This window comes from Spirillospora sp. CA-128828 (assembly GCF_050945415.1).
In the GTDB taxonomy this organism is placed as follows: Bacteria; Actinomycetota; Actinomycetes; order Streptosporangiales; family Streptosporangiaceae; genus Spirillospora.
The window spans coordinates 3871036-3886652 of sequence record NZ_CP191986.1 but is presented as its reverse complement, the minus strand read 5'-3'; the positions used below and the strand labels follow the sequence as shown (position 1 = coordinate 3886652).

Here is a 15617-nt window from a genome sequence, read left to right as displayed (position 1 = left end):
GCGGCGAGCATGTGACCCGCGACACGCCATCACAAGGAAGCCGTTTCAATGAGTGAAAACGCGGTCTTGCCGGGGTGGCGGGGGTGTCGCACGCTGCCGTCCATGACCGAGACGCCGTCGATGAACGGAACGCGGCGGGTCGCGCTCGTGACCGGTGCGGCGGGCGGACTGGGGCGCGAGTTCGCGATCGCCCTGGCCGCCCGCGGGCACCGGGTCGCGGGCCTCGACCTCGCCGACCAGTCGGGCACCGCTGAGGCGGCCGGCGACCGATTCCACCCCCTCCGGGCGGACGTGACGGATCCGGAGGAGGTCGAGGCCGCCGTGGATGAGGCCGCCACCCGGTTCGGCGGCCTGCACATCGTGGTGAACAACGCCGGGATCTATCCGCCGCTGGACTTCGAGAAGACGACGCTGGAGGACTGGCGGCGGATCATGCGGGTCAACCTGGACGGCCCGTTCCTGGTGTCGCGCGCCGCGCTCCCCCATCTGAAGGCCGCCGGCTGGGGGCGGATCGTCAACATCGCCTCCGCCGTGGTGTTCCTCGGGCCGCCCGACCTGGTCGCCTACACGACGTCCAAGGCCGGTCTCGTCGGCTTCACGCGGGCTCTGGCGAGCGCGGTCGGCCCGCACGGGATCACCGTGAACGCGATCGCGCCCGGACTCACCCGGACCGAGACGGCGGCGCGGACGACGGGCGCGGACGGCGGGTTCGAGCGGGTGCGCGACGCCCAGATCGTGCGGGCCGTCGAGGAGCCCGGCGACCTGGTGTCGACGCTGCTGTACGTGTGCGACGAGGGCAGCGGCTTCCTCACCGGCCAGACGATCAACATCGACGGCGGCTCGGCCAAGCACTGAGCCGCCCGCACCGGACCACCGGAAGGCGGGACATGAGGCCGATCGAGGCACTGCTGGAGATCGCCCGGGACGAGGGCATGACGCGGATCTTCGGCAATCCCGGAACGACCGAGCTCCCCCTCATGGACGCGCTGGTGGAGGCTCCCGACCTGCCCTACGTGCTCGGGTTGCAGGAGGCGTCCGTGGTGGCGATGGCCGACGGGTACGCGCGGGCGTCGCACCGGACGTCGATGGTCAGCCTGCACGTAGCGGCGGGCGTCGCCAACGGGCTGATCGGGATGCTGAACGCGCTGCGGTCCCGGACGCCGATGGTCATCGTCGCGGGGCAGCAGGACAGGCGGCATCTCCTCCAGGACCCGATGCTGTCCGGCGACCTGGTCGGCCTCGCGTCGGCCGCGACGAAGCAGGCCGTGGAGGTGCGGCACGCCTACGACCTGCCGATCGCGCTCCGGCGCGCGTTCGCGCTCGCGGCGCGGCCCCCGGCGGGGCCGGTCCTGGTGTCGGTCCCCATGGACCTGCTGGAGGAGGACACCGATGTCGAGGTACCGGCTCGCTCCCCGGTGACCGGTCCGGGCGCGGCCGAGGCCGGCGACGCCGCGGCGCTGCTCGCCCGGGCGGAACGTCCGGTGGTCATCGCGGGCGACGGGGTGGGACGGGCCGGCGCGGTGGCCGATCTGGTGGCGGTCGCCGAGCGGCTCGGCGCGGCCGTCCACCACCAGCCGATGAACGACGGCATCGACTTCCCCACCGGCCATCCGCTGTACGCGGGGATGCTCGTGCCCCGCAACGCGGTCATCCGGGAGACGCTGGCCGGATACGACGCGGCGCTCATCGTGGGATGTCACGCGTTCATGCCGCACCACTACACGCCCGGACCGGCCGTCCCGGACGGGCTCGCGATCGTGCAGGTGGACGAGGACCCGGCGGAGATCGGCCGGAACTTCGCCGTCCGGCACGGCCTGACGGGCGATCTGGCGGGGACGCTGCGGGCGCTCGCCGGTCACCTGGACGGGCGGGTCCCGTCCGCACGGGGACGCGCCGAGCGTCTCGGCGCCGGGCACGCCCGGGCGAGGCACGACGTGGACGCGGCCGCGCGGGCGGCGTACGGGCCGTCCCCGATGGATCCGCGCGCCGCCGCCCACGCCGTCGCGGCCGGCCTGCCCGAGGGGACGATCGTGGTCGAGGAGGCGATCACCGTCGGGCTGAGGCTGCGCGCGGTGCTGCGCCAGGACCGGCCCGGCTCCTACGTCCACACGGTCGGCGGCGGCCTCGGCTGGGGCATCGGCGCGGCGGTCGGCACCCGGATGGCGGCCCGGGAGCGTCCGGTGGTCGCGGTGCTCGGCGACGGATGCGCGATGTTCGGCGTCCAGGGCCTGTGGAGCGCGGCCCGGTACCAGGTTCCCGTGGCGTTCGTCGTGATGAACAACGGCGAGTACCGCACCCTGAAGGACACCCTCGACGAAGGAGGCGGCGCCTCGGCGAAGCACGGGCGCTACATCGGCATGGACCTCGCTCCCCCGGCGCTCGACTGGCCGAGCGCCGCACGGCTGTTCGGCGTCGACGCGGTGCGGGCGGGGTCGGCGGACGAGCTGCGGGACGCGGTCGCCGGCGTCAAGGACCTGTCCGCGCCGCTGCTCATCGAGGCGCCGGTCACCGGGCACGGGGAGGGTTCGTGACGAGGGCCGCCGCCGGCTCCCGGGCCCTTGCCGACCGGACCGATCGCGGACACCATCCTGGTATGGACGAGCCGGGTGGAGAGCCACCGCGATCGGTGCTGGCGCGCGGGCTCAGCCTGCTGGACGCCTTCGGCTCCGCCGACACCGAACTGAACCTGACCGAACTCGCCGCCCGCACCGGGCTGCCGAAACCGACCGCGCACCGGCTGCTCGGCGAGCTGGTGCGGTGGGGCGGGGTCGAGCGCACCGAGTCCGGCTACCGGCTCAGCATGCGGCTGTTCGTGCTCGGGCAGCGCGCGCCCCGCCCGCGGGGCCTGCGCGAGGCCGCGCTCCCTTACCTGGAGGACCTTTACGAGGCGACGCACGAGAACATTCATCTGGCCGTACTCGACGGGACGGACACTCTGTTCCTGGAGAAGGTCACCGGGCGCCGGTCGATGCCGATCGTGTCCCGGGTGGGGGGGCGGCTCCCCGCGTACTGCACCGCGACCGGGAAGCTGTTCCTCGCCCTGGGGCCCCCTGAGCGGCTGGAGAGAGTGCTCGCGGCCGGGCTCGTCCGTTACACACCGCACACGATCATCATGCCGGGACTGCTTCGGCGGGAGCTGGCCCGCACCTCCGCCCGCGGCTACGCCGTCAACCGGGAGGAGTCGGAGGCCGGGGTCTCCGCCGTGGCGGCACCGATCCTCGACCACCGGCGCCGGGTGATCGCCGCGATCTCCATCACGGGGAACGTGTGCCGGCTGGACCTCGACCGGCTCGCCCCGGCCGTGCGGACGGCGGCGCGGGCGCTGTCGAGGGAGCTGGCGCGGGAGAGCGCGGACGGACTGAAAATGGGGATTCCCCGGTGATCTTTCGATACCGGGGAATCCCCATTCTCCATGCACCGGCAGCCCTGTGCCGGGTCTGTGAGCGGCCTCACGAATCGTTCGTGCGCGGGCTCACATCGCTATGGTGAGCCATTTCACGAAACGGTTCGCGGAACCTCGGGTCAGGACCCGAAAGGCTGCGGCTTGCCCTTCTTCCCGGCGCCGTGGCCCCAGGAGAGGACCTCCCACTTGACGCCCTTCAGGTGACCCTCGCCGCTGCCGGCGTTGTACTTGCTGGCGGGCTTCTTGCCGTCCAGCAGGTACCGGAAGGTGTAGGTGTCGAGGTCGAGCATGACGCCGCGGTGCGACGGCTCGCCGGGCCCGCGGTCACCGATGAAGCCGGTGACGCTGCGACCGTTGTAGGTGACCTTGACCTTGGTGTGCATGGGCCAGCTCGGGCTGGAGAAGAGGCCCTTCTGCATCGGCTTGCCACCGGCGGGGGCGCCGGTGTCGCCGTTCACGCCGGACCCGTCGTCCCAGAAGTAGGACGCGATGGTCTTGCCGCTGAGCAGGGCCTTCGGGCCCTTCTTGGCGGCGGTCTTGCCGTCCTTGGAGCTGCTCTTGGCGTCCTTGGCCGCGGGCTTGGCCTGGCGCTTCTCGGTGCTCTTGGGGGCGTGCTGCTGCGGGGCCTCGTGCTTCTGCGCGGCCACGGCCTGCTGCGAGAGGAACTGCTTCGGGGGAGCGGAGTCGTCACTGGCGGCGGCTACGCCGGCCACCAGCATGCCCGCGAGGGCGGTGCCGGTGACGCCGGTCAGGACGACATTGATCGCTCGCTGCTGCATGAAATTCCTTCGGTCGGGGTACAGGGCTGCCGTTCAGCACCGGACCGCGCGCAGGTCACGCGCCTGTCGTCCGGGCAGGAGAGAACGGCTCCGAGACTCGGGACTCGGAAGACGCCGCCGCGAGGAAGACCCGCTTGGAACGCTCCACAGGCATGGTGGAGCGCGCCCGTGCTCGGCAGCGCGCGTCCGTCCTTGGACGTGCGTGCAACACGGACTTCGGTGAAGCGGGAAGAGTGCCGACCGGGGGCTCATGGGCCCAGCACGGTGCGCGGCCGCTGCATGGGACGGCCGCGTTCGGCGAAGAGGATCCCGCCTGGCGGGCGGGAGGCGACGGCTATGCGATTGGCCAGGTCAACGGTTCTTTGACCCTGACCTGGGGTTGACTATATACGGCATTACCGTACTTTCGCCAAACGGGGGATTTCTTTACCTTTGGATAGGTAGATCTTTTTACCGGGCGCCACCCCGGAACGCCTTTCCCGTAGGGGCTCCGGGCCGGTCGGCCGTCCACCGCCCCACAGAAAAAGGATCTTGGATTCCTTGGGACTTTGCCGGGCCGATGGCGGCATGCCGCAGACGGGCAACAGCGGGCAAAGCATGAGCGCCGCGGAGTGGGCACACGTGAAGGCCCGTCATCACGGGCCGGAGGACCGCACGAAGAAGGGGCCGCTCACAGGGGCGGGCCATCGATCCGGTATGTGGCGCCCCCGGCGGCGGGCAAAAGCCTTACGGTCGGGCAGCGGTCGCGCCGCCGGGACGCCCGTACGACAAGGGCTCGAACGTCAGCGGGGCGTCGCCTCAGTGCGTCGGATAGGCCGACGGCACGAGCGGCGTGGGGCCGGTCCCGCCGGTGAACACCTGTTGGGGTGCGATGAACGGTGACTCCGCGTAAGCGGGCTCCCCGTAGGGAGCGGCCGACGCGACGATGGGTCCCTGCGCGGCGGGGACGGCCTGGGCCGCGGGCGGCGGGACGTGCGGCGGCACGTGGGAGCCGTCGGCCCGGCGCGGCTCCGCGGAGGGCACGCCGCCGGACGCCGCGCGGCGCTCGGCCAGCGCGGCCATGAGCGCGCGGGCGGTCTCGGCGTCCATCCTCAGCAGGACGCTCGGCATGCCGGCCTGGTCGACGAACGGGGATACCGAGGGCGGGGAGGGCAACTGCGGGAGAGCCGCCCGCATCTCCTCGCGGAGATCCTGGGCCAGCCGCAGCGCCTGTCGGTCACTGTCGCTCAAGTGTGCGGTCATCGCGATCTCCGGGGAGTTCACGTGCGGGGGTCCGGGGCAATCCTGCTAGGGATGGCGTGCAGGTGCAAGGGCTGATGCACGTGCATTTCAAGAAATATCGCCCCGTAACCCCCGCGCCGGTCGATCGTTCCCGATCACTCCATCCCCCGTTTGCGGGGCGTCCAGAACGGCTTGACCAGCACTGATCGCCGATCCCAGCCCCGTTCCCGGACGAGGTGCGCCCGCACGGCCTGCACGGTGCGTGCCTCCCCGGCCACGTAGGCGAATCCCGGTTCCGGAGGCAGATCCAGACCGCGGACGGCGTCCACGAGAGTCGCGGAGTTCGCGGCCGGCGCGTCGCCGCGGTACCGCCACATCAGTTCCTCTCCCCTCGGCAGCGGCAGCCGGTCCTCGGACCGGGAGACCTCGATCACACCGTGCACCGGCTCGCCCGGCGGTGTGACCCGCAGCATGGCGCCGAACGGGACCGACGCCGTCTCCTCGCCGGCGAACAGGTGGTACGAGGCGGGGCGCAGCCCGAACGTTCCCTCCGGCCGGCCGAAGACGATCTCCTGCCCGGGCCGCAGATCACCCGCCCAGCGCGCGCCGGGGCCGCCGGCCTCGTGATCCATGACGCAGAGTTCCATGACCCCGGCGGACGCGTCGTACTCCCACACCGAGTAGGTCCGCAGCGCGTTGCGGACGGCCCCGCTGACCCACGTCCCAGCGGACGTGATGTCCGCCACGTGCACCCGGACCTGCTGCCCGGGCGTCCAGGCCAGACCCTGCACGCCGCCGACGCGGATCCACCGCATGCGACCCGGTGCGGGCCGAACGTCCTCGACGCGGCCGCGGACGAACATGAGGTCGAGCAGGCGCCCGCGCACGCCGCGCGCCGGCGCACTCTCCTCCGTTGACACCATCACCCCTCCAGGCTGTCGCGATATATCTCGATAGTCACGATATATCTTCATTCGTGCTCGTTCCAGGGAACCGGCGATCCCGGCGAGGAAGGCCTGGCACGACGAGGAGGGCCCCCAGCGCGACGGCCACCGCCACGACGCGGAAACCCGCTGCCATCGCGCCCGTGAACGCCTCGATCACCTGCGCGTGCATCCGGGGGCCGGCGTCCGCCGCGTCCGCGGCGGCGAGAGCCTCACCCGCCGAATGGGCGTGCCCGGCGAGTTCGGGCGGCAGGCCACCGGCGAACCGGCCGGCGAGCACCGTCCCGAGGACGGCGACGCCGAGGGCGCTGCCGATCTCGCGGGCCGCGCTGTTCAGCCCGGACCCCAGACCCGCGCGTTCGGGCAGTAGGGCGGACATCACGCCGACCGACAAGGGTGGGACGCACAGGCCCATGCCGGCGGACAGGATGACCATGTCCGCCGCGTAGAGCGGGTACGGCGTCGACGCGTCCGCCAGGGAAAGCAGGCCGAGACCGGCGGCCAGCGTCAGCATCCCCACCGCGAACACCGGCCGGTCCCCGAACCGCTGCGCCAGGCCGACGCTCCGCCTGGAGATCACGATCATCCCGGCCACGAGCGGCGCGATCGCGACGCCGGTGAGCATCGGCGAGTACCCCTTGACGAACTGCAGGTACTGGGCGTTGACGAAGAAGAGCGCGAACAGCCCGAAGAACGCCAGCCCGATCCCGAGCACGCCGCTGCGCAGCGGGGCGATGACGAAGACTCGCGGGTCCAGCAGCGGATGGCGGGCGCGCAGCGCGTACAGGGCGAAGACCGTCATGAGCAGGGCCGCGCCGGCGAAGCCGCCGAGCACCGGGAGCGAGGACCAGCCGCGCTCGGGTCCCTCGATGATGCCGAAGAGCAGGGTGAACAGGGCGGTGGTGAGGATCGCCGCGCCCACGAGATCAAGGTCGGCCGCGTGGCGCTCGCCGCGCGGTGCCAGCCACGCGACGAGGAGGGCGAGGCCGGCGGCCAGAGGCGCGCCCGCCAGGAAGAGCCCCTGCCACGGCAGCCACTGCAGGACCGCTCCCCCGCCGAGGTTCCCGACGGCTCCGGCGACGCCGGTGGCGGCCGTCCAGGTCGCGATGGCGTGGGGACGCCGTCGCGGCGGGGTGACCTGCAGCAGCAGGGAGAGGCTCGCGGGCATGATCAGGGCGGCGCCCACGCCGGTCACGAACCGTCCGCCCAGCAGGACGGCGACCCCCGGCGCGGCGGCCGACAGCAGGCAGCCGGCCGCGAAGACGGCGAGACCGAACAGCAGGACCCCCTTGCGCCCGCAGCGGTCGCCGAGCGCGCCGGCGGGGATCAGTAGGCAGCCGAACACCAGGACGTAGGAGTCGACGATCCACAGCAGCCCGGTGGAGGACGGGCTCAGCGAACTCGCCGACAGCTTGGGGATCGACAGGTTGACGGCGGCGACCATGGCCACGACCAGCACCACGCACGCCGACATCAGCGGCGTCATGGCGCGCCCCCTGTACGGGGCGGTTCCGGGCGGCGCGGCGCCGCGGACGGCATCGAGCGTCATCAGTGAGTCCTCGGAGTCGTTCGGGGGACGCGCGTCATCGCGTCCTGCTGGAGAGGCGGAGGGGGATATCCGGGCCGCGCGCGCCGCCTCCGCGATCTCCAACGTAGGCTGGCGGTGACTTGCTTTCAAATGCATCTTTTGCACGTGAGGAATGCGTCTGGTGCAATCCAGAATGGACCTGAACCTGCTCATCGCGCTCGACGCGCTGCTAGAGGAAGGGAGCGTGACCGGTGCCGCGGAACGCCTGCATCTGTCGGGCCCCGCGATGAGCCGGACGCTGGGACGGATCCGGAAGGCGCTCGGTGACCCGGTTCTCGTCCGGTCTGGTCGTGCCATGGCGCCGACCCCGCGCGCGCTCGCGATCCGTGCTGAAGTACACGAACTCGTGCAGCGCGCGCAGACGCTCTTCTCTGCTGACGACGACCTCGATGTCGCGACGCTGTCGGGCAGTTTCACCCTCCAGGCCGATGAGGGCACCGTCGCCGTCCTTGCCGGGCCCCTCTTGGAACATGTGGCACGTGAGGCCCCGGGCGTGACCCTGAGGTTCCTCGGCGAGGGGCCGCGGGACGACCATCTGCTCCGTCGGGACACGGTCGACCTGGAGATCGGCGTCATCGGGCCAGGGCAGCCACCCGAGACCCGGGTCGAACTGCTCCTGGAAGACCGGTTCGTGTCTGTCGTGCGCCCAGAGCATCCGCTGGCGGGCCGGGACGTGACACTGGACGAGTGGGCAGAGGCCGTGCAGATCACGTCCACCCGGCGCGGGCGCGTGTCCGGCCCGATCGACGAGCTGCTCGCCGAGACGGGCCGCGCACGGCGCCTTGCGGGAACGGTGCCGACGGTGACAGCGGCGTTGATGATCGTCCAGGAGGCCGACCTGCTGGGATTCGCCGCCGAGCGGCTGCATCGACGGCTGATGGACCGCCTTGGGCTCGTCCGTGTCCCCGTTCCCTTCGAACTGCCGCCCCTGGTGCTCTCGCTGGGATGGCACGCGCGATACGACGCCGACCCTGCTCACGCGTGGTTGCGGCGCTCCGTCCGGGACGTCATTACAGGCATCCTGGAGGAATGACGGAGACCCTGAGCGTCCAGGCACTGAACCGGGCGACGCTGGCACGGCAGTTGCTGCTCGCGCGGGAGCCTCTCCCAGTGGCCGAGGCGGTGGGACGGCTGTGCGGGATGCAGGCTCAAGAGCCGAAGCCGCCGTTTCTGGGGCTGTGGACGCGGCTTCACGGATTCCAGGCGTCCGATCTGCACGCCGCGTTGCAGGATCGGTCGCTGGTGCGCGCCACCATGATGCGCGCCACGTTGCACCTGATGACGGCCTCGGACTACACGGCGTTCCGAACGACCATGCAGCCGATGTTGGACGGCGCCCTGCGCGTACTGGGCGATCGGGGCAAGGGACTGGATCTGCAGAAGGTCGTCCCTGCGGCACGGTCGCTTCTGGAGGAGGAGCCCCGGACGTTCAACGAGGTACGCGCGCTGCTGCAGGAACGGTTCCCGGACGTCAACGACCGTGCCCTCGGGTATGCCGTCCGGCTGTGCGTACCGCTGGTCATGGTTCCGACGCAGGACAGGTGGGGCTTTCCCCGTACGTCGCGCTTCACGTTGGCCGACACGTGGCTGGAGACCGGGCCGGTGGCCGAGAACGCGATCGATGAACTGATGCTCCGCTACCTCGCGGCCTACGGGCCGGCGTCCGCCGCCGACGCGCAGACGTGGTGCGGACTGGCCTCCTCTGGTGAGGCCCTGGAACGCCTGCGTCCCGGCCTTCGCGTCTTCTCCGACGACAAGGGCCGGGAGCTGTTCGATCTACCGGACGCACCGCGCCCCGATGAGGACGTCCCCGCACCCGCACGCTTCCTGCCCGAGTTCGACAGCCTCGTCCTCGCGCACGCCGACCGCAGGCGCATCATCGCCGACGCCCACCGGCCCATGCTCACCACCAAGAACCTGCGCGTCCGCGCCGTGTTCCTCTGGGACGGCTTCGCCCGCGGGATCTGGGAAACGGAGTACAAGCGGAAGGTCGCCACACTGCGGATGCGTCCGTTCGAAGCGCTCCCTGCAGCGGCGGTCGACGAGCTGACGGTCGAAGGTGAAGCGCTGCTGCGCTTCCTGGAGCCGGAGGCCAAGGAGACCGTCGTCGCCGTTGAACCCTAAGGCGTTTGGAGCCCGGCGAGGCGTTCGAAGCGCGGCCACGCATTCAGGCGAACACCTCGGTCGGCTCGGCCTCATAGGCGACACCATTCCGAATTGTGTTCGGTTCTGTGCGGCCGACCCTGTCGATCCAGACGAGATCGGCGGAAGCGGCCGACCCGCGCCACATGCGGACATGACGCTGCGAGCGTGGACAACTTCGAATAGTGATCAATCCGATACCTGCTCTGATTGAAAGATCCATCAAATGAGCGCAAGCTGTGTCCGACGTCTGGAATGCCCCGCCCGTTCCTTCCGACCGACCGCCGACAGGACACGACTCATGTTCGAGATCTGGGAGACGAGTGAGCCGGCGCGGCTCATCACTGATGCGGGGAGCCTGAAGGTCGCACTGGAGAAGGTCGACACCATGTGCAGGCTGCGGCACGACCAGGCCGTGGCCCACGTCGGCGAGGCCGGCGAGGGCTACCACTTCGAAATCAGGGACCACGACGGGAAGGCCCTCGCCAGGCTGAGTTACGTCCCGGACACGTCCCGCGCGTACCAGAGCGTCGTGGTGGAGGAGATGCGCGGCGAGGAGCACAGAGCCGGGTAGACGCCCCACCCAGCAGCCCCTGGCCGTCTGGCGGCCAGGGGCTTCTTCTTGCCGCTCTCTGGCCCGCCGGCGGTTTCCGGCCGGGAACGGCGAGTCTTGTCGCCGCCGGATGGCAGGATGCGTCCTGGGCAGGTGACCTCGGAAGGCGGGAGTGGCGGGTGCGTGACGCGTGGCGGCGCGGCCGGTCTCCGTCCCTGGCCGCGGCCGAGCTGGCGTCCGGCGCGATGCGATCGCTGGCGAACGGCGACGGACCCGCGTTCGGGCGGTTCGTGGAGCAGCTGACGGAACGTCCCGGCATGCCCGGCTGGACGACGATGGTCGACCGGTGCCTCGCGGAGCGGCTGCGGCAGGGGGTCACCACCGCATGGCAGCGCGGCTGGCTGCCGGCCGACGTGGTCAGGTTCGTGTCCCGCCGCCGCACGGCCAGGCACGCGCGGCTGGTCAAGGACGCGATCGCGGGCGAGATGCGCGTCTACTCCCCCGCCACCGTGGACGACCGCTGGCGTGACCAGCTCACCGCTCTCAAGGCCGAAGTGTGGTGGACGGACGATGACGCCCACCCCGCCCGCTGGTGCGACCGCGAAACCGCCGAACGCCCGGTCTACATCACCTGCGCGCTCGAACTGATCCACCTTCTGGAGGCCCTCCCGAAACTCCCGGCGATCACCCCACCTCCCGGCACGGCGTCCAGCACGGCCGGTCCTCGCGGCGCCGCACCTGCCGCGGGTTGGGCGGGGGTCGACCAGCGGACGCTGGGGAGGGTGCGGGCACTGCTCGCGAAGGCCGAGTCGACCGAGTTCCCCGAGGAGGCGGAGGCGCTCAGCACACGCGCTCAGCAGCTGATGGCGCGGCACAGCATCGACCATGCGCTGCTCGCCGCCGAGGCGGGTGACACAGGCGGGCCGGACGGGCGTCGCATCGCGGTGGACAGCCCCTACGACGCGCCGAAGGCGGTGCTGCTGACGGTGGTGGCCGACGCCAACCGCTGCCGTGCGGTCTGGCACAGGGAGCTGGGGTTCTCCACCGTTCTCGGTTTCCCGGCCGACCTGGCCGCGGTGGAGATGCTGTTCACGTCGCTGCTCGTGCAGGCGACGTCCGCCATGGTGCACGCGGGCCCCAAGCGGGACACGCGCGGGCGGTCACGGACGCGGTCGTTCCGGCACGCGTTCCTCAACGCCTACGCCGCCCGCATCGGGGAGCGGCTGCGGGAGGCCGCGGGCGAGGCGGCGGACAGTGCGGCCGCGAGCGCCGGCGGGAAGGATCTGCTCCCCGTGCTGGCGGCGCGCGACCGGGCCGTCGATCAGGCCGTCGACACGATGTTCCCGAACCTCGCCAAGGGGCGGGCGGGCTCCGTCTCCAACCATGAGGGCTGGGTGGCCGGGCGGGCGGCCGCCGATCTCGCCAGCCTGAACGGACGCTCCGAGGTCACCGGGGCGTTCCGCGGTTCCTAGCGCACGGGGTCCCCCCGGGGGGCGAGGGGGACGTCCGGTCATGTGCTCAGTTCTTCCTTTTCTCGCTTGGACCAGGGAGCGGGTCAGTCCTTCTTGCGCCGGGTGTTGCCGCCCCGGCCGCGCAGCGGCACCCCCGCCTCCTTCAGGACGTTGTAGATGAATCCGTACGACCGGCCGGTCTCGGCCGCGAGGTCGCGGATGCTTTCGCCGGCCGCGTATCGCGGAGCGAGCTCGGCGGCGAGACGGGTGCGTTCGGCACCGGTGACACGGGTGCCCCTCGACAGTGTTCGAGCCACGGGGACCTCCTGATTCCAAGGCTGGGCGGCGGGGCCCGTCCCCGCAGCTCACAGCAGTGTTGATCTCCCCAACGTACACATTCCCCCCGATTGCGCCCTCGATGCCGCGCGAATCACCGCGAATTCGGCCGAAGCTGGTCTTTTCCGTGGTGAACGGCGTGTCGGAGCTAGACAGACGGGTCTCGCACCGCCGCCGGTCGGCCGTTCCGCAGGATCACCGGCGAAAGGGGCACCCGGACCGGAACCGGTTCTCCATCCGGGCCGCCCAGTTCCATCACCGTCACACCGCCGAAGCGGCCGGGGTCCGCGTCTCCCGCGGCGGCCGCCTGGGAGGCGGCCTCACGGACGGACAGATCCGAACGGCGCAGCGGGTGGCGCAGCGGACCGAAGGGGAACAGCGAGGTGTCGTCGAGCCCGTCCACGACCAGCAGCTCGCCGGGTTCGAGCAGTCGCCAGCCGGGCTGGTCGTCCATCGGCTCGCTGGCGATGACCACCGCCGGAACCTCGCTGCCGGGGGCGCTCACGCCGCCTTCCCGGTGCGACAGGACCCACAGCTCGTTGCTCTCCGGATAGCGCAGGGCCCACAGCCGTCCAGCCTCCGCCACGAGCAGGTTGAGCGCGAAAACGGGTAGTTCCGCCCCGATGCGCCGCACCGCCTCGACGATCCCCGCCGTCGTGTCGCCGCGGCGCCGGATCTCAGCGGTCACGTAGGCGAACACCAACTCGGAATCGGTCTCGCCCGAGACATGGGCGCGCTCCACCTCCGTCAGCCACGTCCGGAGCGTGTCGAGCCCCTTCACCACGCCGTTGTGCGCGAACAGCCGGTCGTTCATCACGAAGGGGTGGCAGTTGTGCACCGTCAGCCCGCCCACCGAGGCGTCACGAACGTGCGACACGAACGTGTGGGACGGGACGTTGCGGGCGTGCAGGTCGAAGTCGGCGTTCTCGAATGCGGCCAGCGGCGCCCGGTCGCGGACGGGCTCGCCACCGAGCGAGAACCAGCCGAGCCCTGCACCGTGCTGCATCCGGTGACTCTGCGCGCGCAGGCTCCGGGGCGCGTCCAGCAGCCAGTGGGCCGCCCTGACCCGCGGGCCGCCGGTACTCATCCCGAAAAGTCGGCACATATCGTCGCCTCTCACGTGATCTTAACTGCGGGTGACGGGAATTTTACCGAACGTCGTCGCGGGCGTCTGGCGAATCTCACCACGCCTAGGGGTCCCGGCGCAGCTCCGCGCCACTGGGAGGCGGGGTTATCCACAGAATCGAGTTCTGCTGCTTCTCCCCTGGCCGGCCGCGCATGCTGGGGCTCGTCCGCCGATGGAAGGAGCCGCCTCATGGCCGCGATCACGTTCCCCGTCCCGTCCACCACGACCTCGCGGTTCGCCGTGGCCGCCGAAAGCATCCCGGACGATCCCGCCGCTCTTCTCCGCAGAGCAGCGGACTGCCCCTATCACGCCCACATCGCCGGGCGGCTCGGCTCACCCCAGCTGCAGGTGACCCGCGAGGACCTCGGCAGCCTGCGCTGGGACCCCGGGCACATCAAGGCGGCCCAGCCCGAGGACCGTCCGGCCGCACGGGCCTTCAACGACGCCGGGCGGTTCGCCGTCGTCACCGCCTACTCGCCGATCACCGACCAGCCGCGCGGCGTCCAGGTCGCCCGCGCCGCCGCGTACGCCATCGCCAGGGCCACCGGAGGGGTCACCGCCGACCTCGTCACGGGTCACGTCCTGACGCCGTCCCCCGGCGAGCGGACACGTTTCGTGCTGGCCGACCAATGGCTGGGCGACGTCCTGCCGCCGTTCCGCGCCAACGGGCGCTGCACGGCCGCCGAACCCGCGTTCGACCCCGAGGGCGTCAACGGCTGTGCCTGCGTCCGTCTGCGGACCCGCGGCCTGCGCCGCTTCGGCCTCCCCGAACTCCAGATCACCGACGTGGCCTGCCCGCACGACGTCGCCGCACTCAACGTCCTGCGGACCACCGCCCGCCGACTGCTGACCGACCACTGGTCGTGGCTGGCAACGGGCCCGGCCACCCGCACCCGCACGATCCCGGACACCCTCGACCTGACCCAGGGCGACTTCAACGACTTCTGGGGCTCCACCCGCCGCGTCCACCTGACGCAGCCGCGCCCCTTCCAGGTGCACCTGTCCCCACTGACCTCCCGCCTCATCACCGCCGGCCCACCCGCCGACTTCGACGGCACGGTCAACGACTGGCTCTGGGGCGACACGCTCCCCCTAGGCATGTACGACCTCCTAAAGGCCCCGGCCGACCCCCACCTCCCAACCGCCGCCTAAAACCAGACCCCCAGCCCACACCACCCACCGATCCGCCACCCCACCAGCCACCCCCTGCCGCTTACCGTCCCTGCCTCTGCCGCTTCCTGGCCCCTATCTAGCCCCGGACCTTCGCCCCACACTCCGCCGCCTACCGCCCCTGGCCCTGCCGCCCCACACCTGCCGCCCCCACCTGCCGCCCCCACCAACCCAGCCCCTGCCGCCCTACACCCCGCCGCCTACGCCCTGCCGTTTGCTGGCCTGCCGTTTGCTGGCCTGCCGCCAGCTAAGCCTCTCGGACGCCTCGGGCTCACCCCGAGGCCTTCCGGGCTCGCCTGGGGCGCCTTCCGGGGTACGCTCTGAGGCCCTCGGGTTTGCCCTGAAGCCCCTCGGTTTGCCCTGAAGCCGCCAGGATCGTCAGCCGGACTGTTTGGTGTAGTCGCGGGTGTACCAGCGCTCCGGACGCACCCGCGTCAGGACCATCTTCCCGGCGACGTCCTTCGTCGCCTCCAGATACTCGGCGCCGCCCTCAACGCCGAGGTAGCGCTCGGCCAGCGCGCGGCGGTCCTCCGGACGGGCCGGATCCTCGAACCCGACGACCGGCCCCTCCACCGAGGCGTACCGGTAGGGCAGTGCGGCCTCCTGCACCACCAGGCTCACCCGTCCCGCCGCCCGGATCAGGGCCATCTTGCGGCTGTCCCGGCCGGTGATGAAGGTGATCTCACCGCCCGGCTCGTAGGCGTACCACACGGGCAGCGCCAGCGGCGCCCGGCCCGCCTCGTCCGCGACGCTCAATATGCCCACGTACGTGCCGGCGAGAAACGCCTCCCGCTCGGCCACGCTCATCGCCAGGGTCATCACGGCTCCTCTCCGCCGATCTCCCAGCATGCCCGAGACCTTGCGATCCCGGCGCTGCGGCGGGACCGGACGCTAGGGGCCGGTC

General features: G+C 71.5%; 15 protein-coding genes. 8 read left to right on the top strand and 7 right to left on the bottom strand.

The window, feature by feature from the left end:
• Positions 1-102: 102 nt before the first annotated feature.
• The 3 genes from ACQPXG_RS19155 (at position 103) to ACQPXG_RS19145 (ending at position 3382) form a co-directional block, all read left to right on the top strand.
• Positions 103-855 (top strand): SDR family NAD(P)-dependent oxidoreductase, encoded by a 753-nt coding sequence (locus tag ACQPXG_RS19155; protein ID WP_433469057.1) that lies wholly within the window; start codon positions 103-105, stop codon positions 853-855.
• A 32-nt stretch (positions 856-887) separates the two neighbouring features.
• Entirely contained in the window at positions 888-2531 is a 1644-nt protein-coding gene (locus tag ACQPXG_RS19150) for a thiamine pyrophosphate-binding protein (RefSeq protein ID WP_433469056.1), read from the top strand.
• Positions 2532-2593: 62 nt separating this feature from the next.
• Entirely contained in the window at positions 2594-3382 is a 789-nt protein-coding gene (locus ACQPXG_RS19145; RefSeq protein WP_433469055.1) for an IclR family transcriptional regulator, read from the top strand.
• 140 nt (positions 3383-3522) lie between these two features.
• On the opposite strand, the gene ACQPXG_RS19140 is transcribed toward ACQPXG_RS19145, so the two are convergent.
• The 4 genes from ACQPXG_RS19140 to ACQPXG_RS19125 form a co-directional block, all read right to left on the bottom strand.
• Positions 3523-4182, bottom strand: a complete 660-nt coding sequence (locus ACQPXG_RS19140) for a hypothetical protein (RefSeq protein ID WP_433469054.1) — start codon at positions 4180-4182, stop codon at positions 3523-3525.
• 798 nt (positions 4183-4980) lie between these two features.
• Positions 4981-5424 carry a hypothetical protein gene (locus tag ACQPXG_RS19135; protein WP_433469053.1) on the bottom strand — a complete coding sequence of 148 codons (444 nt, stop codon included), beginning with the start codon at positions 5422-5424 and terminating at the stop codon, positions 4981-4983.
• A 134-nt stretch (positions 5425-5558) separates the two neighbouring features.
• On the bottom strand, positions 5559-6326 hold the full coding sequence (locus ACQPXG_RS19130) for a siderophore-interacting protein (protein ID WP_433469052.1): 768 nt from the start codon (positions 6324-6326) through the stop codon (positions 5559-5561).
• Between the two features lie 34 nt (positions 6327-6360).
• Positions 6361-7896 (bottom strand): MFS transporter, encoded by a 1536-nt coding sequence (locus tag ACQPXG_RS19125; RefSeq protein ID WP_433469051.1) that lies wholly within the window; start codon positions 7894-7896, stop codon positions 6361-6363.
• Positions 7897-8056: 160 nt separating this feature from the next.
• Between ACQPXG_RS19125 and ACQPXG_RS19120 the strand changes: the two genes are divergently transcribed.
• From ACQPXG_RS19120 to ACQPXG_RS19105, 4 genes are all read left to right on the top strand, one after another.
• Positions 8057-8968: a LysR family transcriptional regulator gene (locus tag ACQPXG_RS19120; RefSeq protein ID WP_433469050.1), complete on the top strand. Its 912-nt coding sequence runs from the start codon at positions 8057-8059 to the stop codon at positions 8966-8968.
• Positions 8965-10059, top strand: coding sequence for a winged helix DNA-binding domain-containing protein (locus ACQPXG_RS19115; RefSeq protein ID WP_433469049.1), 1095 nt, complete (start codon positions 8965-8967; stop codon positions 10057-10059). The genes ACQPXG_RS19120 and ACQPXG_RS19115 overlap by 4 nt, the downstream gene beginning before the upstream one ends.
• 319 nt (positions 10060-10378) lie before the next feature.
• Complete coding sequence (locus tag ACQPXG_RS19110; protein ID WP_433469048.1) at positions 10379-10651, top strand: hypothetical protein; 273 nt, start codon at positions 10379-10381, stop codon at positions 10649-10651.
• Between the two features lie 158 nt (positions 10652-10809).
• On the top strand, positions 10810-12102 hold the full coding sequence (locus tag ACQPXG_RS19105; RefSeq protein ID WP_433469047.1) for a DUF2786 domain-containing protein: 1293 nt from the start codon (positions 10810-10812) through the stop codon (positions 12100-12102).
• Between the two features lie 83 nt (positions 12103-12185).
• On the opposite strand, the gene ACQPXG_RS19100 is transcribed toward ACQPXG_RS19105, so the two are convergent.
• The gene (locus tag ACQPXG_RS19100) at positions 12186-12398 is read right to left on the bottom strand and encodes a helix-turn-helix domain-containing protein (RefSeq protein ID WP_021594883.1); all 213 of its coding nucleotides are present in this window, start codon (positions 12396-12398) and stop codon (positions 12186-12188) included.
• 167 nt (positions 12399-12565) lie between these two features.
• Complete coding sequence (locus tag ACQPXG_RS19095) at positions 12566-13522, bottom strand: class II glutamine amidotransferase (protein ID WP_433469046.1); 957 nt, start codon at positions 13520-13522, stop codon at positions 12566-12568.
• A gap of 210 nt (positions 13523-13732) precedes the next feature.
• On the opposite strand from ACQPXG_RS19095, the gene ACQPXG_RS19090 reads away from it, so the two are divergent.
• Positions 13733-14695, top strand: a complete 963-nt coding sequence (locus ACQPXG_RS19090) for a hypothetical protein (RefSeq protein WP_433469045.1) — start codon at positions 13733-13735, stop codon at positions 14693-14695.
• A 396-nt stretch (positions 14696-15091) separates the two neighbouring features.
• On the opposite strand, the gene ACQPXG_RS19085 is transcribed toward ACQPXG_RS19090, so the two are convergent.
• On the bottom strand, positions 15092-15532 hold the full coding sequence (locus ACQPXG_RS19085) for a pyridoxamine 5'-phosphate oxidase family protein (RefSeq protein WP_433469044.1): 441 nt from the start codon (positions 15530-15532) through the stop codon (positions 15092-15094).
• Positions 15533-15617 lie beyond the last annotated feature (85 nt).